The organism is Nocardia sp. XZ_19_369, from assembly GCF_015355715.1.
Classification (GTDB): Bacteria; Actinomycetota; Actinomycetes; order Mycobacteriales; family Mycobacteriaceae; genus Nocardia.
Window position 1 is genome coordinate 673,639 of sequence record NZ_JACVED010000004.1, and the last position, 20,530, is coordinate 694,168.

Annotated in this window: 19 protein-coding genes; 15 read left to right on the plus strand and 4 right to left on the minus strand. The window is 68.3% G+C overall.

Translation table 11 applies throughout. The annotated features are described in order from the left end of the window. Positions 1-100: 100 nt before the first annotated feature. Positions 101-1,852: an acyl-CoA dehydrogenase family protein gene (locus tag IBX18_RS18435; protein WP_135232342.1), complete on the plus strand. Its 1,752-nt coding sequence runs from the start codon at positions 101-103 to the stop codon at positions 1,850-1,852. A gap of 57 nt (positions 1,853-1,909) precedes the next feature. Here IBX18_RS18435 and IBX18_RS18440 read toward each other — a convergent pair whose 3' ends face one another. Both IBX18_RS18440 and IBX18_RS18445 read right to left on the minus strand, forming a co-directional pair. Continuing rightward, positions 1,910-2,344 (minus strand): ferritin-like domain-containing protein, encoded by a 435-nt coding sequence (locus tag IBX18_RS18440; protein WP_194834818.1) that lies wholly within the window; start codon positions 2,342-2,344, stop codon positions 1,910-1,912. Continuing rightward, complete coding sequence (locus IBX18_RS18445; protein ID WP_194834957.1) at positions 2,341-2,865, minus strand: hypothetical protein; 525 nt, start codon at positions 2,863-2,865, stop codon at positions 2,341-2,343. The genes IBX18_RS18440 and IBX18_RS18445 overlap by 4 nt, the downstream gene beginning before the upstream one ends. Before the next feature lie 309 nt (positions 2,866-3,174). Here IBX18_RS18445 and rimP point away from each other — a divergent pair, with 309 nt between their 5' ends. The 11 genes from rimP (at position 3,175) to truB (ending at position 14,945) form a co-directional block, all read left to right on the plus strand. Next, positions 3,175-3,849 (plus strand): ribosome maturation factor RimP, encoded by a 675-nt coding sequence (rimP, locus tag IBX18_RS18450; protein ID WP_194834819.1) that lies wholly within the window; start codon positions 3,175-3,177, stop codon positions 3,847-3,849. Next, positions 3,846-4,877: a transcription termination factor NusA gene (nusA, locus tag IBX18_RS18455; RefSeq protein ID WP_194834820.1), complete on the plus strand. Its 1,032-nt coding sequence runs from the start codon at positions 3,846-3,848 to the stop codon at positions 4,875-4,877. Before rimP ends, nusA begins: the two co-directional genes overlap by 4 nt. Before the next feature lie 68 nt (positions 4,878-4,945). After that, complete coding sequence (locus IBX18_RS18460; protein ID WP_228541408.1) at positions 4,946-5,305, plus strand: YlxR family protein; 360 nt, start codon at positions 4,946-4,948, stop codon at positions 5,303-5,305. Positions 5,306-5,415: 110 nt separating this feature from the next. Beyond that, positions 5,416-8,457, plus strand: coding sequence for a translation initiation factor IF-2 (gene infB, locus IBX18_RS18465; RefSeq protein WP_194834821.1), 3,042 nt, complete (start codon positions 5,416-5,418; stop codon positions 8,455-8,457). 96 nt (positions 8,458-8,553) lie between these two features. After that, a complete protein-coding gene (locus IBX18_RS18470; RefSeq protein WP_194834822.1) occupies positions 8,554-8,844 on the plus strand; it encodes a DUF503 domain-containing protein in 291 nt (96 codons plus the stop codon). Positions 8,845-8,898: 54 nt separating this feature from the next. Then, complete coding sequence (rbfA, locus tag IBX18_RS18475) at positions 8,899-9,342, plus strand: 30S ribosome-binding factor RbfA (RefSeq protein ID WP_194834823.1); 444 nt, start codon at positions 8,899-8,901, stop codon at positions 9,340-9,342. A gap of 13 nt (positions 9,343-9,355) precedes the next feature. Next, a complete protein-coding gene (locus tag IBX18_RS18480) occupies positions 9,356-10,357 on the plus strand; it encodes a bifunctional oligoribonuclease/PAP phosphatase NrnA (RefSeq protein WP_194834824.1) in 1,002 nt (333 codons plus the stop codon). A gap of 87 nt (positions 10,358-10,444) precedes the next feature. After that, positions 10,445-11,872 (plus strand): MATE family efflux transporter, encoded by a 1,428-nt coding sequence (locus IBX18_RS18485; protein WP_194834958.1) that lies wholly within the window; start codon positions 10,445-10,447, stop codon positions 11,870-11,872. A 385-nt stretch (positions 11,873-12,257) separates the two neighbouring features. Beyond that, entirely contained in the window at positions 12,258-13,214 is a 957-nt protein-coding gene (locus IBX18_RS18490) for a metallophosphoesterase (protein WP_194834959.1), read from the plus strand. 157 nt (positions 13,215-13,371) lie between these two features. Beyond that, complete coding sequence (gene npt, locus IBX18_RS18495; RefSeq protein WP_194834960.1) at positions 13,372-14,040, plus strand: 4'-phosphopantetheinyl transferase Npt; 669 nt, start codon at positions 13,372-13,374, stop codon at positions 14,038-14,040. Continuing rightward, on the plus strand, positions 14,040-14,945 hold the full coding sequence (gene truB, locus IBX18_RS18500) for a tRNA pseudouridine(55) synthase TruB (protein WP_194834825.1): 906 nt from the start codon (positions 14,040-14,042) through the stop codon (positions 14,943-14,945). The genes npt and truB overlap by 1 nt, the downstream gene beginning before the upstream one ends. A 600-nt stretch (positions 14,946-15,545) precedes the next feature. On the opposite strand, the gene IBX18_RS18505 is transcribed toward truB, so the two are convergent. Continuing rightward, complete coding sequence (locus IBX18_RS18505; RefSeq protein WP_194834826.1) at positions 15,546-16,145, minus strand: TetR/AcrR family transcriptional regulator; 600 nt, start codon at positions 16,143-16,145, stop codon at positions 15,546-15,548. A gap of 130 nt (positions 16,146-16,275) precedes the next feature. On the opposite strand from IBX18_RS18505, the gene IBX18_RS18510 reads away from it, so the two are divergent. Then, the gene (locus tag IBX18_RS18510) at positions 16,276-16,686 is read left to right on the plus strand and encodes a DUF4345 domain-containing protein (protein ID WP_194834827.1); all 411 of its coding nucleotides are present in this window, start codon (positions 16,276-16,278) and stop codon (positions 16,684-16,686) included. Positions 16,687-17,157: 471 nt separating this feature from the next. Next, positions 17,158-17,940: a hypothetical protein gene (locus IBX18_RS18515; protein ID WP_228541282.1), complete on the plus strand. Its 783-nt coding sequence runs from the start codon at positions 17,158-17,160 to the stop codon at positions 17,938-17,940. Between the two features lie 629 nt (positions 17,941-18,569). Here the strand turns inward: IBX18_RS18515 and IBX18_RS18520 are convergent. Continuing rightward, on the minus strand, positions 18,570-19,238 hold the full coding sequence (locus tag IBX18_RS18520) for a metal-dependent transcriptional regulator (protein WP_194834962.1): 669 nt from the start codon (positions 19,236-19,238) through the stop codon (positions 18,570-18,572). A 247-nt stretch (positions 19,239-19,485) separates the two neighbouring features. Here IBX18_RS18520 and IBX18_RS18525 point away from each other — a divergent pair, with 247 nt between their 5' ends. Continuing rightward, positions 19,486-20,457, plus strand: a complete 972-nt coding sequence (locus IBX18_RS18525; RefSeq protein ID WP_107658273.1) for a bifunctional riboflavin kinase/FAD synthetase — start codon at positions 19,486-19,488, stop codon at positions 20,455-20,457. Positions 20,458-20,530: the final 73 nt, after the last annotated feature.

Here is a 20,530-nt window from a genome sequence, read left to right on the forward strand (position 1 = left end):
AGCGTGGCGGCAGCGACCTACGGGAGCGTAGGCGAGATTTGCTGTGTGACGTTGGCCAGACCTGCTCCGGCGTGCTGTTACCCGCTGGTAAGTTAACGGCATGACGAGCACCGATCCGTTGTTGTTCAACCCGGCCACTTATGACCCGAAGCAGTTCGATGCCGAGACCCGGCGGCTGCTGCGGGCGACGATCGAGTGGTTCGAGGGGCGGGGTAAGCGCCAGCTGCTCGCCGACGACGCGGACGCGGTGTGGACGGCGGAGTTCCTGGACTTCGTCGCGAAGGAGAAGCTGTTCGCCACCTTCCTGACGCCGGCCGCCTATGCCGACGGCGACGAGAACCGGCGCTGGGATGCGGCGCGCAACGCGGCGCTGTCGGAGATCTTCGGCTTCTACGGCCTGGCGTACTGGTACGCCGAGCAGGTGACCATCCTCGGACTCGGCCCGATCTGGCAGAGCGACAACGAGGAAGCCAAGAAGCGGGCGGCCGCCGACCTGGCCGAGGGCCAGGTGATGGCGTTCGGGCTGTCCGAGCGCGAGCACGGCGCCGACATCTACAACACCGACCTGGTGCTGACCCCGAGCGCACCCGGCAGCGACGACGCCGAGGCGGGCATCTTGTTCCGCGCCAACGGTGAGAAGTACTACATCGGCAACGGCAATGTGGCGAGCATGGTTTCGGTGTTCTCGCGGCGCGAGGACGTCGAGGGCGCGGACGGCTACGTGTGGTTCGCCGCGGACAGCAGGCACGAGAACTACCGGCTGCTCGGCAATGTCGTGCACCAGCAGATGTATGTCAGCACGTTCCGTCTGGAGAACTACCCGGTGCGCGCGCAGGACATCCTGCACACCGGACCCGAGGCGTTCTCGGCGGCGCTGAACACCGTCAACGTGGGCAAGTTCAACCTTTGTCACGGCGGCATCGGCATGGTCGAGCACTCGTTCTACGAGGCGATCACGCACGCGAACAACCGCATCCTCTACGGCAACCCGGTCACCGAGTTCCCGCATGTGCGAACGAATTTCGTCGACGCCTACGCCCGCATCGTGGCGATGAAGCTGTTCAGCGACCGCGCCGTCGACTATTTCCGCAGCGCGAGCCTGGAGGACCGGCGCTATCTGCTGTTCAACCCGATGACGAAGTCCAAGGTGACCTCCGAGGGCGAGACCGTGATGACGCTGCTGCTGGATGTGCTCGCGGCCAAGGGCTTCGAGAAGAACACCTACTTCGCCGAGGTGGCGCGGCTGATCAACACGCTGCCCCGGCTCGAGGGCACCGTGCACGTGAACGTCGGGCAGATCCTGAAGTTCATGCCGAACTACCTGTTCAACCCGAAGGAATACCCGGAGATCGGCACCCGCCAGGACGCCGCCGACGACGAGTTCTTCTGGCATCAGGGCCCGGCCCGCGGCGCGGGCAAGGTGCAGTTCGCCGACTGGACGCCCGCGTACGCCAAGCACGCCGACATCCCCAACGTCGGCCGCTTCTTCGAGCAGGCCCAGGCGCTGCGCACGCTGCTGACCACCGCGGCACCCAGCGGCGACCAGCAGAAGGACCTGGACTTCATGCTGACCATCGGCCACCTGTTCTCCTTGGTGGTCTACGGCCAGCTGATCCTGGAGCAGGCGGCCATCACCGGCCTGGACCGCGATCTGCTCGACCAGATCTTCGACTTCCAGATCCGCGACTTCAACACCTACGCCACCACCCTCTACGGCAAGCCGTCCGCCACCCCCGACCAACAGGGCTGGGCCGCTTCGGCTTTGCGTCCGCCGGTAGCCGACCGGGCGCGCTTCGACCGCGTCTGGGCCGAGGTGGCGTCGTACGACGGTGCGTACGAGATGCGCCCGTAGGCCGAGAGTTCAGTAAAGGCCGGTTCCGCGAACACTGCGGGACCGGCCTTTGCCGCGTCAGACTTTGCCGGGGAAGGCCACCGTCGGCGGATTGGTACCGAGGATCGCCTGCCAAGTGGCAAGGCGCACAGCGCATTCGGTGAGCGCATCAATGCCCAACCGGCGCAACGGCTCGGAGTCGGCGCGCTCGACCACCGATCGCCAGGCGACGGCGGTGTCGTTTTCGACCGTGGCCGCCAGCCGGGCGGCCGGAATCGGGTCGTTGACGGCGAACGGAACCGTATAGGCGGCGCTCGGCGGGGGCACAGTGGCACCGCCCGCCTTCAGGGCGTCGATGGTGCTGTCCCGCCGCGCACGGTGGGCAGCGGTGGTCTCGGCGACCAGTCGGCCGCGTTCGGCGGAGGCGTACGCGGCAATCACCCCATAGGCGTACACCGCACCGTATTCGGCGTTCAGCGCGTCGAGCAGAGCTCGGCGTTCGGCTTCGGTCATGCGAGCAACACCCCCGCCTGCGCCGCGCAGGCCGCGCTGATCGAGGCGAGCAGCCCGGCCCGGTACCCGGACTGGGTGCGCGCCAGTTCGGCGGCCGACTGTCGTGACTTGGTGAGCTGAGCGCGTAGCGCGTCCACGGTCGGCGGCGTGGTCGGCGGCACGGCCGTACCGGAGCCCACCGCGGCAGGGTCCGCGGACTGCCCGGGACCGTTCGCGCGGGTGCGGTGGACCGGCTTGGTGCCGTCGCCGTAGACGCCGATCACCCGGTCGATCTCGGTCTTCAAAGCGTCTGCGTGCGCGGTCCTTTCGGCCGCGATCGCGGTCAGTGCAGCGTGCCGCTGCGGCGCCAGCGCGATGGCCGCGGTCGCCGCGGCGGCATCGGCTCGGGCCAGAACCTCTTGGGCGGCAAGCGGATCCGGCTCGTACACCTTGTCCTCGGTGCCGCAGCCCGCGGCCGCGCCGAGCGCGAGCACGCCGGCCGTGCCGCCACCGGCAAGCCGTAACATGCTGCGACGGCCCATGGTGAACCGGGAATCGTGCCGGTCGGACGGGATGCCGGAGGTGCGCGCAGCGCTCGGCTGCGCGGGAAGGCGGATAGGCACGGCACCATCGTGCCAGATTCGCGCGGGGCCACCGGACCAGGCATCGGTGTTCGATCTTGGGCTGCCGCGGGTCGGTGCGGTTACGCTTCGCTGCCGCCGTCGCGCCCCCGCGTCGTGGCGCGCGTAGTGCCTGCCCGATGGTCCTTTACACTCTCTGGGCGCGTTACGCTAGACCCTCGGTAGAAGAAATTCCGACCGCCGTCACAACTGAACCAGGAGCCGCCCCATATGCCGATGCCGACCGAGGAAAGGCTGAGCCAGCTGATAGCTGGACTCGTCGAACGCCGAGGATTCGACCTCGAGGGCGTCGATATTTCGACGACCGGCAAGCATGCGGACGCGCAGGCTCGACTGAAGGTGATCGTCGACAGCGACGGCCCTTCCGATCTGGACACCATCGCCGCTCTCAGCACCGAGCTTTCGGAGTTGCTGGACGAGGCAGGCGATTTCGGGGAAACCCCCTACCTGTTGGAAGTCACCACACCGGGCGTGGACCGCCCGCTCACCGCCGACCGGCACTGGCGTCGCGCGCGCGGGCGGAAGGTGCGCGTCCACCTGCGCGAGGGCGCGCAGGCCCCCGAGCCGGATGGCTCGGCGAAGTTCGAGGCCAGGGTCGGCGAGCTCAGCGGCGATACAGTGGCCCTGGTACTCGGCGGCAAACACAAGCCGCACCGGGTGCGGATTCCGGTGGCCGACATCGCCGAGGCGGTGGTGCAGGTCGAGTTCGCCAAGCCGGGTGCCAGGGAATTGGAGCTGGCCGGCGGCGTGGTCCCCGGCCGCCCGGTCCCTGGTCAAGAAGACGATGTGCCGGCGGTCGACGCCGCGGATGTTCGAGGATCAACACCATTGCAACCCGAATCAGTACCAGCGTCCGATTCGCCGACCGAAGGGATCGTGGAATGAACATCGAAATCGAAGCCCTGCGTGCGATCGTCGCCGACAAGGGGATCTCGATCGAGACCGTGATCTCCGCGATCGAGTCGGCGCTGCTCACCGCTTACCGGCACACCGAGGGCCACCAGCCCAACGCGCGCATCGACATCAACCAGAAGACCGGAACGGTCCGGGTGATGGCGCGCGAGCTGGACGCCGACGGCAACATGGTCTCCGAATGGGACGACACCCCAGAGGGTTTCGGCCGGATCGCGGCGACCACCGCGCGTCAGGTGGTGCTGCAGCGGCTGCGGGACGCCGAGAACGAGAAGTCCTTCGGCGAGTTCTCCACGCACGAGGGCGACATCGTCGGCGGCGTGGTGCAGCGTGACGCGAGAGCCAACGCCCGCGGCACCATCGTGGTGCGCATCGGCAGCGAGTTGCACGGCGCGGAGGGTCTGATCCCGCCCGCCGAGCAGGTGCCCGGGGAGACCTACGAGCACGGCGACCGGATCAAGTGTTACGTCGTCGGGGTCTCGCGTGGTCCGCGCGGCCCGCAGATCACGCTGTCGCGCACGCATCCGAATCTGGTGCGGCGGCTGTTCGCGCTCGAGGTACCCGAAATCGCCGATGGCTCCGTCGAAATCGTCGCGGTGGCGCGTGAGGCCGGGCACCGTTCCAAGATCGCGGTGCGCAGCACCGTGTCCGGAGTGAACGCCAAGGGCGCCTGCATCGGGCCGATGGGGCAGCGCGTGCGCAACGTGATGAGCGAGCTGGCCGGCGAGAAGATCGACATCATCGACTACGCCGAGGATCCGGCGACCTTCGTCGGCAATGCGCTCTCGCCGTCGAAAGTGGTGTCGGTCACCATTGTCGATCCGGATGCGCGCGCCGCGCGAGTGGTGGTGCCCGATTTCCAGCTCTCGCTGGCCATCGGCAAGGAGGGGCAGAACGCCCGCCTGGCCGCCCGGCTGACCGGCTGGCGGATCGATATCCGCAGCGACGCCGCCCCTGACATGGGCGGCGGCTCGGTGCGGACCGAGGCCCACCGCAGTTGACCGGAACCGACGCGGCGCACCGTCCGTTGGACGGGACGGGTCGGGAATCGAACCGTCGGGATGACATGTTGGTAACTTCCGCGGGGGAGCGGTTCGTTGATCCGACCGGGTCGGCGGTAGAGTGGACACAGGTTCAGCACGCGCAACCGATTCGGACCTGTATCGGATGCCGGAAGCGCGAGTTGGCCGCCGATCTGTTGCGGATCGTGGCACGGGAATCGGATACCGGAAACGGTGCCCACTCCGTCGCGATCGTTCCTGATCCGCGGCGCAGACTTCCCGGACGGGGTGCCTGGTTGCACCCCGTCTCGGCTTGTCTGACCGCGGCAGAACGGCGCCGAGCATTCGGCAGAGCACTAAGAGTGTCCGGAAATCTGGATATCTCAGCCCTGGAGCAGTACCTCGAGAACAGGCACGAGCACTCATGAGCACACCGTGAAGCACCAACGATGAACGTCCATCGGAGATAACCCGAGGTCGTGCGGGCCCCGTCCCTGAACAACGGGAGCACCTGCTCGACCTCTCAGTGAGGAGAGCAGTGGCAGGCAAGGCCCGCGTGCACGAGTTGGCTAAAGAGCTCGGTGTCACAAGCAAGGAACTACTCGCAACGCTCAAGGAGCAGGGCGAGTTTGTGAAGTCGGCGTCCTCGACGGTGGAAGCTCCCGTCGCGCGTCGACTGCGTGAGTCGTTCGCAACGAAATCAGCCCCCGCGAACGGCAACAAGTCGGGATCACGCCCCGGCCCGTCCTCGTCGGCCCGTCCGGCCGCGAAGCCCGCAGGAGGCGGCCCGCGTCCGGGTCCCCGTCCGCCGGCTCCCGCGCCCGCCCCGGCCGCAGCGGCTCAGGAAACCGTCCGTGAGGCCAGCGCCCCGCGGACCAGCGAGGGACCGGCCGTGAAGCCGGGACCCGCGGCACGTCCGACGCCGTCCCCGGCGGCCAAGCCCGCCGCTGCTCAGGAATCCGCACCGGCGGCACCCGCCGCCGCGGCGTCCACCGAGGCAACCGCGAGCTCGGCGCCCGCACCGGCCGGGCCGCGCCCGACGCCGAACGCGGCGCGCCCGGGTCAGCAGCAGCAACGTCCCGGTGCTCCGGCACAGGGTGCCCCGCGCCCCGGTGGCTCGGGCCCGCGTCCGGGTCCGAAGACCCCGCGCGTCGGCAACAATCCGTATTCGTCGGCTCCTGAGCGGCCCGCGCCGCGTCCGGCGCCCGGCCAGGGTGGCCCGCGTCCGGGTCCGGCTCAGGGCGGTCCCCGTCCGGGTCCGGCCCAGGGCAGCCCGCGGCCCGGCACGCCGGCGCAGGGTGGCGCACGTCCGGCTCCCGGCCAGGGCGGTCCCCGTCCCGGTGGCCCGCGTCCGAGCCCCGGCTCGATGCCTCCTCGTCCTAACCCCGGTGCGATGCCGTCTCGTGCGGCACGTCCGGGCGGTGCCGGTGGACCCGGCTCCGGTCGTCCGGGTGGTCCCGGCGGTCGTCCCGGCGGCGGTGGCGGCGCAGGTCGTCCCGGTGGCGGCGGCGGTGGCGGTGGCTACCGCGGCGGCGGCGCTCCCGGTGGTGGCGCCGGTGCCGGCACGGGTGCGCCCGGTGCCGGTGGCGCTCCCGGTGGCTTCCGCGGTCGCCCCGGTGGTGGCGGCGGCGGTCGTCCGGGTGGTCCCGGTGGTCGTGGCGGTGCGGCCGGTGCGTTCGGTCGTCCCGGTGGCGCGCCGCGTCGTGGCCGTAAGTCGAAGCGGGCGAAGCGCGCCGAGTACGAGAGCATGCAAGCGCCCGCCATCGGCGGCGTTCGCCTGCCTCGCGGCAACGGCGAGATCATCCGGCTCGCCCGTGGCGCCTCGCTCTCGGACTTCGCGGAGAAGATCGACGCGAACCCCGCTGCCTTGGTCCAAGCCTTGTTCAACCTCGGCGAAATGGTCACCGCGACCCAGTCGGTGAACGACGAGACCCTCGAGCTGCTCGGCAGCGAGATGAACTACGTCGTGCACGTGGTCAGCCCGGAGGACGAGGACCGCGAGCTGCTGCAGTCGTTCGACCTGACCTACGGCGAAGATGCCGGCGGCGAGGACGATCTCGAACAGCGTCCGCCGGTGGTGACCGTCATGGGTCACGTCGACCACGGTAAGACTCGACTGCTCGACACGATCCGTAAGGCCAACGTCCGTGAGGGCGAGGCCGGTGGCATCACCCAGCACATCGGCGCCTACCAGGTGATGACTCATCTGGGCGAGACCGACCGGCTCATCACCTTCATCGACACCCCGGGTCACGAGGCGTTCACCGCCATGCGTGCCCGTGGTGCGAAGGCCACCGATATCGCGATCCTGGTGGTCGCCGCCGACGACGGCGTCATGCCGCAGACGGTGGAGGCGATCAACCACGCGCAGGCGGCCGACGTGCCGATCGTGGTGGCGGTCAACAAGATCGACAAGGAAGGCGCGAACCCGGACAAGATCCGGCAGCAGCTGACCGAATACAACCTGGTTGCCGAGGAATACGGTGGCGACACCATGTTCGTCGACATCTCCGCGCGGGAGAACATCAACATCGATGCGCTCCTCGAGGCCGTCCTGCTCACCGCGGACGCGGCGCTGGACCTGCGGGCGAACCCGGACATGGACGCGCAGGGTGTCGCCATCGAGGCGCACCTCGACCGCGGTCGTGGCCCGGTGGCGACCGTGCTCATCCAGCGCGGCACGCTGCGCGTCGGCGACTCGATCGTGGCGGGCGACGCCTACGGTCGCGTCCGTCGCATGGTCGACGAGCACGGCGAGGATGTCATCGCGGCGCTGCCGTCGCGGCCGGTCCAGGTCATCGGCTTCACGTCGGTGCCGGGCGCCGGTGACAACCTGCTCGTGGTCGACGAGGACCGGATCGCTCGCCAGATCGCCGACCGCCGCAATGCGCGCAAGCGCAACGCACTGGCCGCGCGCAGCCGCAAGCGGATCAGCCTGGAAGATCTGGATGCCGCACTGAAGGAGACTTCGGAGCTCAACCTGATCCTCAAGGGCGACAACTCCGGTACCGTCGAGGCCCTCGAAGAGGCGCTGCTCGGTATCCAGATCGACGACGAGGTTCGCCTGCGGGTCATCGACCGCGGTGTCGGTGGTGTCACCGAGACCAACGTCAACCTGGCATCGGCGTCGAACGCGATCATCATCGGGTTCAACGTCCGGGCCGAGGGCAAGGCGACCGAGCTGGCGAACCGCGAAGGCGTGGACATCCGGTACTACTCGGTGATCTACCAGGCCATCGACGAGATCGAGAAGGCCCTCAAGGGCATGCTCAAGCCGATCTACGAAGAGGTCGACCTGGGCCGTGCCGAGATCCGCGCGATCTTCCGTTCGTCGAAGGTCGGCAACATCGCCGGCTGCATGGTGCTCGAGGGTTCGGTCAAGCGCAACGCCAAGGCGCGCTTGCTCCGGGACAACGTCGTGGTCGCCGAAACGGTCACGATCTCTTCCTTGAAGCGGGAAAAGGACGACGTCACCGAGGTCCGTGAGGGCTTCGAATGCGGTTTGACGCTGACCTACAACGACATCAAGGAAGGCGACATCATCCAGGCCTACGAGCTGCGCGAGAAGCCGCGCGACTGAGTTCTCGACCGCACGTCACGCCGGGCTACCCGCTCGGCGTGGCGTGCGCGGCGAGTTTCTCGGAGCTCGTGCCTTTCGACACAAAGAGGTGTGTAGGTGTTCCTGGGGGCACTCGAGTTCGATCTTCTGCTCGGTGACGTGCATTCACTGAAAGAGAAGCGTTCCGTAATCCGGCCGATCCTGGCCGAGTTGCAGCGCTTCGGCGTGAGTGCCGCCGAGGGTGGGGAGCAAGACCGCTATCGCCGATCATTGCTGGGGGTTGCCCTGGTCAGCTCCGGTATGGAGCACCTGACCGAGGTACTCGACCGTTGTGAGCGGCATGTCGCGGCACGTCCGGAGTTACAGTTGCTGGCAGTACGCCGCAGGATCTTCGGACCCGAAGACTGATCACAGTGGACCGTTGGTTCCACCGACAATAAACAGAGTGAGGAAGGTTCAGCCATGGTGGATCAAGCCAGGGCACGCCGACTCGCCAAGCGGATTTCCTCGATCGTGGCGACCGCGATCGAATATGAGATCAAGGATCCGCGGCTGGGTTTCGTGACCGTTACCGATGCCAAGGTCACCGGCGATCTGCGTGAGGCGACGGTGTACTACACGGTCCTCGGCGAAACCTTGGACACCGAACCGGACTACCAGGGCGCCGCGGCGGGCCTGGAAAAGGCCAAGGGGGTGCTGCGCTCGAAGGTGGGCGCGGGCACCGGCGTGAAGTTCACGCCGACCCTGGCGTTCGTGCTCGACAAGGTGCCCGAGGTCGCGAAGGACATGGAAGAACTGCTGGCCAGGGCCAAGGCTGCGGACGAAGAGGTGGCGAAAGTGGCGGCCAACGCCAGGCACGCCGGCGACGCCGACCCGTACAAGGTCGAACGCGACGACGCAGAGTGACATGCGGTAGACGATGACGACGATGCGGGACGCGGTCGACCTCGAATCTGCCGTCGAGGCGTTGAACGCCGCCCGCTCGGTCACCATCCTCTGCCATGTGCAACCGGACGCCGACACCGTCGGCAGTGGTCTCGCGCTGGCGCTGGTCCTGCATCGGCGCGGCATCCCGGTGTGGGTGTCGTTCGCCGAACCCGCCGAGCTGCCGGAGTCGATGCGGTCGCTGCCCGGTGTGCACCACCTGGTGGCGCCCGGCGACGTGCCCGCCGAGGTCGATCTGCTGGTGGCGGTCGACTGCGGCAGTGCCGGGCGGCTCGGTGCGCTGGCCGATCGGATGTCCGGGGCTGCAAACACTTTGGTGCTCGACCATCATCGGTCCAACACCCGGTTCGGGTCGATCAATGTGATCGACGCCGGCGCGGAATCGACGACCAGTTTGATCGTGCGGCTGCTCGACGCGTGGGGCGTGCCGATCGATGCCGAAGTGGCGCACTGCCTTTACGCCGGGCTGGTCACCGACACCGGCTCGTTTCGGTGGGTTCGACCCGGGACGCACGAGTTGGCCGAGCGGCTGCTCGCCACCGGTATCGATAGTGCCGAGATCGCCAGGGCCTTGCTGGACACGCATCCGTTCGGGTGGTTGACCATGCTGTCCCGGGTGCTGAGTACCGCGCAGCTCGAGCTGGGGGTGCACGGCGGTATCGGGCTGGTCTATGCGGTCGTGCGGCGTGAGGATATTGCCGGGGTGAGTTCCGAGGAGGCGGAGAGTGTCATCGACATCGTCCGCACCACCTCGGAAGCGGGGATCGCCGCGGTGTTCAAGCAATCCAGTAGCGTCGCCGACCGGTGGACGGTGTCGTTGCGGGCCAGGGACAGTCGGCCCGGGGCGGACGACGGGGTGGACGTTGCCGAGATAGCGACCGCGCTCGGTGGGGGTGGTCACCGTTTTGCCGCTGGGTACACGGCCTACGGGAATCCGGACGACCTGGTTGCCGGGTTGCTGGCTGCCCTCGGGTGAGCCTGCCTCGGCTGTTTGTCGGTGGCTCGTGGCAGAGTCTCGCGTGGGCAGGATCGTAGGCGGCGACGGGGAGGTTTCGTGGGTTCGATGAGCTCGGGCGGTGCGGAGGTCTCCGGCAGAACCGAGGATCCTGCGCTCGTTGCTGACGTCTCTGGGGACGCTGCCCACGTTGCCGCGGCGTCGGATTCGGCGGCCGGGGTGGGGCCGCGACGCATTCTCGGGCTTGCGCTGCCGACGCTGGGGGTGTTGGTGGCCGAGCCGCTGTATCTGCTGTTCGATCTCGCTGTGGTCGGGCGGCTGGGGGCGCTGGCGTTGGCCGGGCTCGCGGTCGGGGGATTGATTCTGGCGCAGGTGAGTTCGCAGCTGACGTTCCTCTCCTACGGGACGACGGCGCGGGCGGCACGTCGGCACGGTGCGGGGGATGAGCGGGGCGCGGTGGCCGAGGGGGTGCAGGCGACGTGGTTGGCGATCGTGGTCGGTGCGCTGATTCTGCTGCTGGTGCAGGTTTTCGCGGTGCCGCTGATCAATGCGATCTCCGGCGGTGGGGACATCGCGGACGAGGCATTGGCGTGGGTGCGCGTCGCGCTGTTCGGGGTGCCGCTGATTTTGATCTCCATGGCGGGGAACGGGTGGTTGCGCGGGGTGCAGGAGACTCGGCGGCCGCTCGTCTATGTTGTTGCCGGGCTGGGTGTTTCGGCGGTGTTGTGTCCGGTGCTGGTGCACGGATGGTTCGGGGCGCCGCGGTGGGAGTTGCCCGGGTCCGCTGTCGCGAATGTTGCCGGTCAGCTGGTGATGGCCGGGCTGTTTCTGAATGCCCTTGTCCGGGAGCGTGTTTCGCTCGTTCCGCACTGGTCGGTGATGCGTGCGCAGCTGGTCCTCGGTCGTGATCTGATCGCCCGCAGCCTCGCCTTCCAGGCGTGCTTCGTCTCGGCCGCCGCCGTCGCTGCCCGCTTCGGCGCCGCCTCTGTTGCCGCTCACCAGTTGGTCCTACAGCTGTGGAATTTCCTTGCCCTGACCCTGGATTCGCTCGCCATCGCCGCCCAAACTCTGGTCGGCGCGGCCCTCGGTGCGGGTGACGCGCGCGGTGCCCGCGGTCTGGCCGCCCGGGTCACCCGGTGGTCCGAGATCTTCGCCCTCGCCCTGGCAGCCTGCTTTGCCGCGGGCGCCATGCTTATCCCGAAACTGTTCACCGACGATCCAGACGTCCTGAACCGCACCCACGTCGCGTGGTGGTTCTTCGTGTGCATCATCCCCGTGGCAGGCATCGTCTTCGCCCTGGACGGCGTCCTGCTCGGCGCGGGCGACGCCGCCTACCTGCGCACCAGCACCCTCGCCGCCGCCATCCTCGGCTTCCTCCCCGCCATCTGGCTCTCCCTGGTCTTCGACTGGGGTATCGCCGGAATCTGGTCCGGGCTGGTCGCTTTCATGATGCTGCGGTTGGTCGCGGTCTCCTGGCGCGCCTGGTCCGGGCGGTGGGCGCAGATCGGCGCTGAAGTCCCCCGGCAACAGGTATAGGCGGGCTGTCGCGACCTGGACCGCGCCGAGCGCCAGCGCAACCGCGCCTGCGGCAACCAGCGTCCCGATCCCGACAACAGCACCCACCGCGAGCACCGCCGGCGCCGCAACCACAGCCGGCGCGGCAAGCACAGTCGGCGCGGCAAGCACAGCCGGCGCGGCAACCACAGCCGCACCGGTGGCAGGGCACCGCACATGACGAACGGGACATGCCGGCGGCCCCACTTGCGCATTGCCGCCACCGTGTCCCGTCGATCATGGTCTCGGCCTTACCTCGATCTCCGACGGGCGTCGAGGAGTGCCGGCCTTCTGGCGCGCGACAGGGCGAGCTCGTGGCGGCGGGGTGACGGGCGCGGGGCGGTGGGGGTGTGCCAAGGTAGGTGTGGTGATACCCAAGTTGATGGCGGTGAGCGACATTCATGTCGGACACCAGGGGAATCGGCCGGTAGTCGAGCAGATCCACGCCGACTCGCCGGAGGACTGGCTGATCGTGGCCGGGGACGTGGGGGAGAAGACCGACGACGTCCGGTGGGCGCTGGAGTTGCTGCGCGGCCGGTTCGCCAAGGTGATCTGGGTGCCCGGCAACCACGAGCTGTGGACGACGGCGAAGGATCCGGTGCAGATGACCGGCGTCGCCCGCTACGACTACCTCGTATCGATCTGCCGCGACCTCGACGTGCTGACCCCGGAGGACCCGTTCCCGGTGTGGGAGGGTGCGGGCGCGGAGCAGTACGGCGGGCCGGTGACGCTGGCACCGCTGTTCCTGCTGTACGACTACTCGTTCCTGCCGGAAGGCGCCACCACCAAGGCCGAAGGGCTCGCCATCGCGCGGGACCGCAATGTGGTGGCCACCGACGAATACCTGCTCTCCCCGGACCCCTATCTGACGCGTGACGCGTGGTGCCACGCCCGCGTGCAGTTCACCAAGCGCAAGCTGGACGCGCTACCCGAGGGGACGCCGCTGGTCCTGATCAATCACTTCCCGATGGTCCGCCAGCCCACCGACGTTCTGTTCTATCCCGAGTTCGCGCTCTGGTGCGGCACCGAACTGACCGCCGACTGGCACACCCGCTACAACGTGGTCTGCTCGGTCTACGGCCACCTGCACATCCCGCGCACCTCGCACTACGACGGCGTCCGCTTCGAAGAGGTGTCCCTCGGCTACCCCCGCGAATGGCAACGCCGCGGCCTCCCCGAACGCCTACTCCGCCAAATCCTCCCGGCCCCCGAATACCCGCCCGGCTCGCTGAACGACTGGGGCGGCCACTTCAAGGTCACCCCCGAAATGGAAGCCGCCGCCGCGGAAATGCGCGCCAAAGCAGAACGCCGCCGCGGCGTCTGATGTCGCGCCAGCAATTTGATTCCCAACGCAACTACTGATTTGGTGTGTACATGGGTAACTCGTCGGGTACGGGCAAACTCGCCCATCCGTTGACCGCCGGGCGCCAGCCATACGGAAGTGGCTCGCGAGTCTGGCCTGAAGTTTCGGGGTGGCGGAACTGATCGAGAACATTTTGCCCGCCGGTGTGGCGTCGGCTGAGCTGCTGGAGTATCCGGAGGACCTGAAGGCGCATCCGGCCGAGGAGCATCTCATCGCGAAGGCGGTGGAGAAGCGGCGGCGGGACTTCATCGGGGCCAGGTATTGCGCGCGGTTGGCGCTGGCGGAGCTCGGTGAGCCGCAGGTGGCGATCGGCAAGGGGGAGCGGGGCGCGCCGGTGTGGCCGCGCGGCGTCGTCGGCAGCCTTACGCACTGCGATGGGTATCGGGCCGCCGCCTTGGCGCACAAGATGCGTTTCCGTTCGATCGGGATCGATGCCGAGCCGCATGCGGCGCTGCCCGAGGGTGTGCTGGATTCGGTGAGTCTGCCGCCGGAGCGGGAGTGGTTGCAGTCCACCGGTTCCGCGCTGCACCTGGACCGGCTGCTGTTCTGCGCGAAGGAAGCGACCTTCAAGGCATGGTGGCCGCTGACCACACGCTGGCTCGGCTTCGAGGAAGCGCACATCACCTTCGAGATCCAGGACAGCTCAGGCACTTCCGGTCGGGGCACCTTCCACAGCAAGCTGCTGGTGCCCGGGCAGACGAACGACGGTGGGGTGCCGCTGCTTTCGTTCGACGGCCGCTGGCTGATCACCGACGGCTTCATCCTCACCGCGATCGTGCTCGACTGATGAACGGTCTCGGCGGACTGCTGATCGTCGACAAGGACGGCGGCTGGACCAGCCACGACGTCGTCGCGAAGTGCCGGAAGCTGCTGCGCACCAAGAAGATCGGCCACGCGGGCACCCTCGACCCGATGGCGACCGGGGTACTGGTGCTCGGCGTGGAACGCGCCACCAAACTGCTCGGCCTGCTCACGCTCACCACCAAGGCGTATACCGCGACCATCCGCCTCGGTCAGGCCACCACCACCGACGATGCCGAAGGTGAGGTGCTCTCGACCACTCCGGCCTTGCACCTCGTCGACACCGACATCGCCGCGCACACAGCGAAACTCACCGGCGACATCGAACAGGTGCCCGCCACCGTCAGCGCGATCAAAGTGGATGGCGAACGCGCCTACGCCAGGCACCGCGCAGGCGAAGACGTGCAGCTGGCCGCCCGCCCGGTCACGGTGTCCCGCTTCGACATCCTCGCCCGCCGCGACATCCAGGACGGTGCGTTCGTCGACCTGGACGTGCTCGTCGAATGCTCCTCCGGCACCTACGTGCGCGCTTTGGCCCGCGACCTCGGGGCCGCGCTCGGCGTCGGCGGCCATCTGACGGCGTTGCGCCGCACCAGAGTCGGTCCGTTCACCCTCGAACACGCCCGCACTCTGGACGAATTGGCCACCGCCGCCGAATCCGAGGCCTCCCTGCTCAGCCTCGACATGGACGAGGCGGTCCGAACCGCCTTCCCGCACAGGGAGATCGACGAAAACCAAGCCAACGACCTCCGCAACGGCCGCTGGCTGGACCCCATCGGCCTGCCCGGCGTCTACGCCGCCATCGACCAGGAGGGTCGCGCGATCGCCCTGCTCCAGGAGAGCGGTAAGCGCGCGGCATCCGTCATGGTCGTCCGCCCGTCCAACCTGTAGGCCGCGACTCGGCCGGTTCGGCATTCGGCGCGAATCCGCGCGTCGCGGAGTGGTCGGGGCGACGGATGAGCCGGTCCACGGCTACGTCGGCAGGGCTGGTCGAAGCGGCTCGCTGATCCCGACCACGGCCGCCGGCCTCGATACCCGCAGCAACCTGTATGCGCTCGGTGGTGATGGTGCCGGTTCTCTGCTGGGCGCATCGGTCGATTCGCGGCCCGATTGGTTGTCCAGGCAGGGCGGGGGCTGGCGGCCGTGGCCTGCCAGTGGCTCCGGGGTTGGTTGGTTGACGGCGGCCCGGTCGTTGCCGCAGCCCGTCGTGGTAACCGCGACCCGGCCTGAGCGGACACTTCTCTCGCGAGCCGGTCGAATTCGCGGCTTCGGGAGCCAAAAGTGGTAGCTCAGGCCGGGTTCTCCGCATCGAGCTACCTGCCCGGCGGGCTGGTGGCCGGCCTGCCGACGACTCCGAGGGTCGGTTGGTTGTCGGCGGCGCGGTCGTTGTGCCGCCCAGCCCGGCCTCGGTCTGAGTGGCCACTATCCCAGCGAGACCGGCGAATTCGGGGCCTCGCGAGCGAAAAGTGGTGGCTCAGGCCGGGTTCTCACCTACCTGACCGGCGCAAACTCTTCCCCCAGGATCGGTCGCAGGGCACCGAGGAGTGCGCCGACGCTGATGTCGAGCAACTCCGTGCGGGAGAAGTGCTTATTCTCCAGCCATTCGACGGTGAGTACGCGGACGAAAGTCAACCAGCTCATCAGGATTGAGGACACCTGGGTGCGGGTGGTGCCTTCGACGCCCATGACGTCCAGCAGCCGGTGGCGGAGTTCGCCGAGTTCGCCCGCGATGATCGCCTGAATGGTGGGATCGCCTGCGAGCACGCGATTGGCCGCGAGCACGCTGTGGGCGTTGGCTTCGAAGTAGTCGAAGTGCGTGTTGAGCCCTGCGGCGAGTTGCTCGGCGAGGGGTCGTTCGGTGTCGAACGTCGTCGCGACCAGCAGCTGGTCGGCCGCCTCTTCGTAGACGCCCGCGAAAAGGTCCCGCTTGCTGGGGAAGTGGCGGTAGAGCAGTGCGCGCGAGACTCCGGCGGCCGCCGCGACGTCCTCCATCAGTACCGCGTCGTAGGAGCGTTCGGCGAACAACCGCGCACCGGCTTCGAGCAGCACCTTGCGGCGCTCGTCGGGGGAGAGGCGGCGGCGAGTACTCATTCGGAAAAGCCTAGTTGACGTTTGTCTACTAAGCGTCGTAGGGTCTCTTAGTAGACAACCATCTACTAGCGGATGGCTGGCGGAACGCACTGCGCACCAGCGGTATTCGCACACCCACGGGGAGAAACACATGGCTGCAACACTTAAATGGCTATCCATGGTGATGGGAGTCGCCTGCGTGGCGATCGGCTTCCTGCACATCGCGCTCGGCAACGACGCCGTCCCCGACATGGGCGATTTGGGCGCCACCGCCGACAGTCAAAGCCGCTTCTTCGGCGCGATCTTCGTCGGCTACGGCGCGGCCTGGATCTGGGCGGCCCGCGAATCCCCGATCCCCTCGACCGTGATCCGCTGGCTGGCCGGCATCTTCCTGCTCGGCGCCGTCGGCCGCGCCGTCTCCGTGGCCGTCTACGGCTGGCCGCACTGGTTCCAGATCGTCCTCACCGCCGTCGAAGTAGTCCTGCCGCCGATCTTCTGGCGGCTGGCCACCGCCGACGAAACCCGCACTCCTACAACCCGATCCGCCCCCACCTATGCCTGATCGAACCGACGGCAGCGCTGCCCGCCACCGAACGGGGCCGGTGTCCCGCTCGGTGGTTCGCCTGGCTGGTCGTGCTCCTTCTTGCTGGTCGTGCTCCCTCTTGAAGTTTCGCTCTTGTGCGAATCCCCCTCTTGCGCAAAGCAGCTCACGCAGAAACGGTCGGCGCTCGCTCGAACGGGCACCCATCCGCCGTCATGCGGGACTGGACCCAACGGTGCGGTCGGCCTGATTCGCCGGATCAAGTCCAGGGGCGCAGGCACCGCGCGACGACACACCAGGCCACCCGCACTCTCGGCGGCGAGTGGCACATGGCTGCGGCAAAGTGCGAGAACAGGTCTCCGCCATGTGCCACTCGACGTGACCGGAACGATTTCGAGTCCAAAGCGGGTATGAGGATTTACCTGGGGTAACCATGGCGTGGGTTACGGCGATAGGTCGAGTATCTGGTGGCCTGATCGGGAGGTGAGGGCGATGGTTGTCCGCAGAATGGTGCAGCAGGGGTTAGCGGTCATCGCGGTGGCGGTGCTGGCGGCGGCCTGTGGTGGGAATGGCGACGAGCCGACGACTCCGGCGCCCGATCGGTCGACGACCGTGCCGACTGCCACGTCGGCGTCGAACGTACCCACCACCGCACCCACCCAAATCGTGCCGCCGCCACCCGGCAATCCACCGCAGGGCACCGGCACCGTGGTGATCCGGACGCGAACCCTCTCGGGCACGCCGGTCCCGAACGTGCCGGTCAACCTCAGCTTGATCCAGCCTTGCGACCCGGCGAAGCGCGACATCCCCCTCGGCAGCACCGAAGTGCTCCGCCGCGACGCCATTACCGACGGCAACGGTGCCGCCACCTTCTCGGTCCCGATCGGCTGCTACCACTTCGGCATGGGCACCCCGCCACCCGGCACGACCCCGGTCCCCGAGGGCATGCACAGCCTCTTCCTCGTCCGCGACGGTGAGCTCGCCGCAGGCGAACTGCGCTTCCAAGAACCAGACCTGCCCGCCCCGTGCGCCGCGCAAACGATCGTGCACGACCTCGACGACATCGGCGAACTCGGCAGCCACAACGCCACCGTCACCGAATGCGACGGCAACTGGGCGATCATCGCCTGGGACGCCCCCGGCGACACCCAGCGCATCGTCCGCCGCACCCCCGACGGCTGGGCCACCTACGTCTACTTCCCCCACAACGTCTGCTGGACAAAGGCTTCCACCGACGGCGTCCCCACCCGCCTGCAGAAGTACTTCAACTGCTGACCGCGCCATCGAACGGGACACGACGGCGCGAAACTGCGAGTAGCCGCTCCCCCACGTCCCGTTGGGCGGCTAGGCAGTGAGCCAACGGGACATTGCGGCGCGAAACCGCGAGTAGCCGCTCCCGTATGTCCCGTTGGGCGGCTAGGCGGTGAGCCAACGGGGCATGGCGGTTTGAACGTGCGGGTGGTCGCTCGGTGGTGTCCCGTTGGGTGGCTGGGTGGTGAAGCCGACGGGACGTGGCGGCGTGAACGTGCGAGTGGTCGCTCCGTGGTGTCCCGTTGGGCGACTACGGGGTAAGCCAACGGGACATGGGGCGGCGCGGACGTGCGAGTAATCGCTCCGCAGGTCCCGTTGGACGGCTAAGTCGTGAGCCAGATGGCTTCGGCGGCGGGACTACCGAGGTCGGTGGGCGGCTAGGTGGTGAGCTGACGGGACGTGGCGGCGTGAACGTGCGAGTAACCGCTCCCTCACGTCCCGTTGGGCAGCTAGGCAGTGAGCCAACGGGACATAGCGGCGCGGAACCGCGAGTAACCGCTCCCGTATGTCCCGTTGGGTGGCTGGGTGGTGAGCGGACGGGGCATGGCGGCGTGAACGTGTGGGTATCCGCTCCCGCATGTCCCGTCGGACGGCTAAGCGGTGAGCCAGATGGCTTCGGCGGCGGGACTACCGAGATCGGTGGGCGTCTCGGTGGTGCCGATCCGAATCGCCATGGTGCCGGCGAAATCTCGGCGTTCCAGCACGGTGATGGCGGTGTCCAGCGCAATACCGACGGAGTCGAAATAGCGGAGCATGTCGGGGTCCGAGTCGGAGATGCGGGCCACCCGGCCGGACTCGCCCGCGCGGAAGTCGCTGAGCTGGCGGGCCGGTGGGGTGGGTACGGCGCCGTCGACGGACGGGATGGGGTCGCCGTGCGGATCGCGGTCGGGGTAGCCGAGTTTGGCGTCGATGCGGGCCATGAGAAGTTCGGAGACGGCGTGCTCGAGCACCTCGGCTTCGTCGTGCACCTCGTCCCAGCCGTAGCCGAGCTCGTTGACCAGGAACGTCTCGATCAGCCGATGCCTGCGCACCATGGCGATCGCGGCGCGGCGCCCGCCCTCGGTGAGGGTGATCGAACCGTAGCGGGCGTGCTCGACCAGCCCTTGGTCGGCGAGCTTGCGCACGGCCTCGGAGACGGTGGACGCGGACACCCCGATGCGCTCGGCGAGCAGCTTGGTCGACACCTTCTCCTGTGACCACTCCTGTGCGGTCCAGATCACCTTGAGATAGTCCTGGGCGACCGAGGAGAGCACCGGCGCGATCGTCGCGGTGCCGCTGGTGGCCGGGGTCGGCGCGGCAGCGTCGGCTAGCTCACGGCGGGTGGCGATGTCTCGTTTACCGGGCACATACCCGAGCTTAAGCACATGCCTGCCGATTGACACAGCTCGCCGCACGGGGAAACTCGGGATTCACCACGCGTACACACCCCTGGAAGCGTGGCGTGACCTAGGCGGCCGCACCCGGGCTTCGGTCGAACCCCGTTCAGCTGCGCGATATAAGCTGCCGACTGTGCAGAGATGGCGAGGTCTGGACGACGTGCCCGCGGACTGGGGTCGGTGTGTGCTCACGATCGGTGTGTTCGACGGCGTGCACCGCGGTCACGCACAGCTGATCAGCCGAGCTGTGAAATCGGCGGCGGCGCGCGGTGTCCCGGCGGTGCTGATGACGTTCGATCCGCACCCGATGGAAGTGGTGCGCCCCGGCTCGCACCCGGCGCAGCTGACCACGCTGACCCGCCGGGCGGAGTTGGCCGAGGAACTGGGCATCGACGTGTTCTGCGTGATGCCCTTCACGCAAACGTTCATGAAACTGACCCCGGCGCGCTACGTGCACGACCTGCTGGTCGAGCGGCTGCATGTGGCCGAGGTCGTGGTCGGCGACAATTTCACCTTCGGCAAGAAAGCTGCGGGCACCATCGAAACCATGCGTGAGCTCGGTGGCCGCTGGGGCTTCGAGGTCGACGGCGTCAAGCTGCTCGGCGAGCACGCGGTCACCTTCTCCTCCACCTACATTCGCGCCTGCGTCGACGCGGGCGACATGGCCGCCGCGGCCGAGGCGCTCGGCCGTCCGCATCGGGTCGAGGGGGTGGTGGTGCACGGCGACGGTCGCGGCCGCCAGCTCGGCTTCCCGACCGCGAACGTCGCGCCGCCGATGCACGCCGCGATCCCGGCCGACGGCGTGTACGCGGGCTGGTTCACCGTGCTCGGCCCCGGCCCGACCATCGGCACCGTCACCCCGGGTGAGCGGGCGATGGCCGCCATCTCGGTCGGCACCAACCCCACCTTCTCCGGCCGCGCCCGCACCGTCGAGGCCTACGTGCTCGACGGCGAGGCCGATCTCTACGGCCAGCACGTCGCGGTCGATTTCGTCGACCACGTGCGTGGTCAGCGCAAGTTCAACTCGGTGGACGAGCTCATCGAGCACATGCAGCGTGACGTGGAGAAGGCCCGCAAGATCCTCGCCGCCGTGGACGACCGGTAGCCGGCCAGGCCGAGCCGTTGTGCGCCGCGGCTGAGCAACGCAGGCGCCGTAGCCGGTGCGAATCCGATCGGCC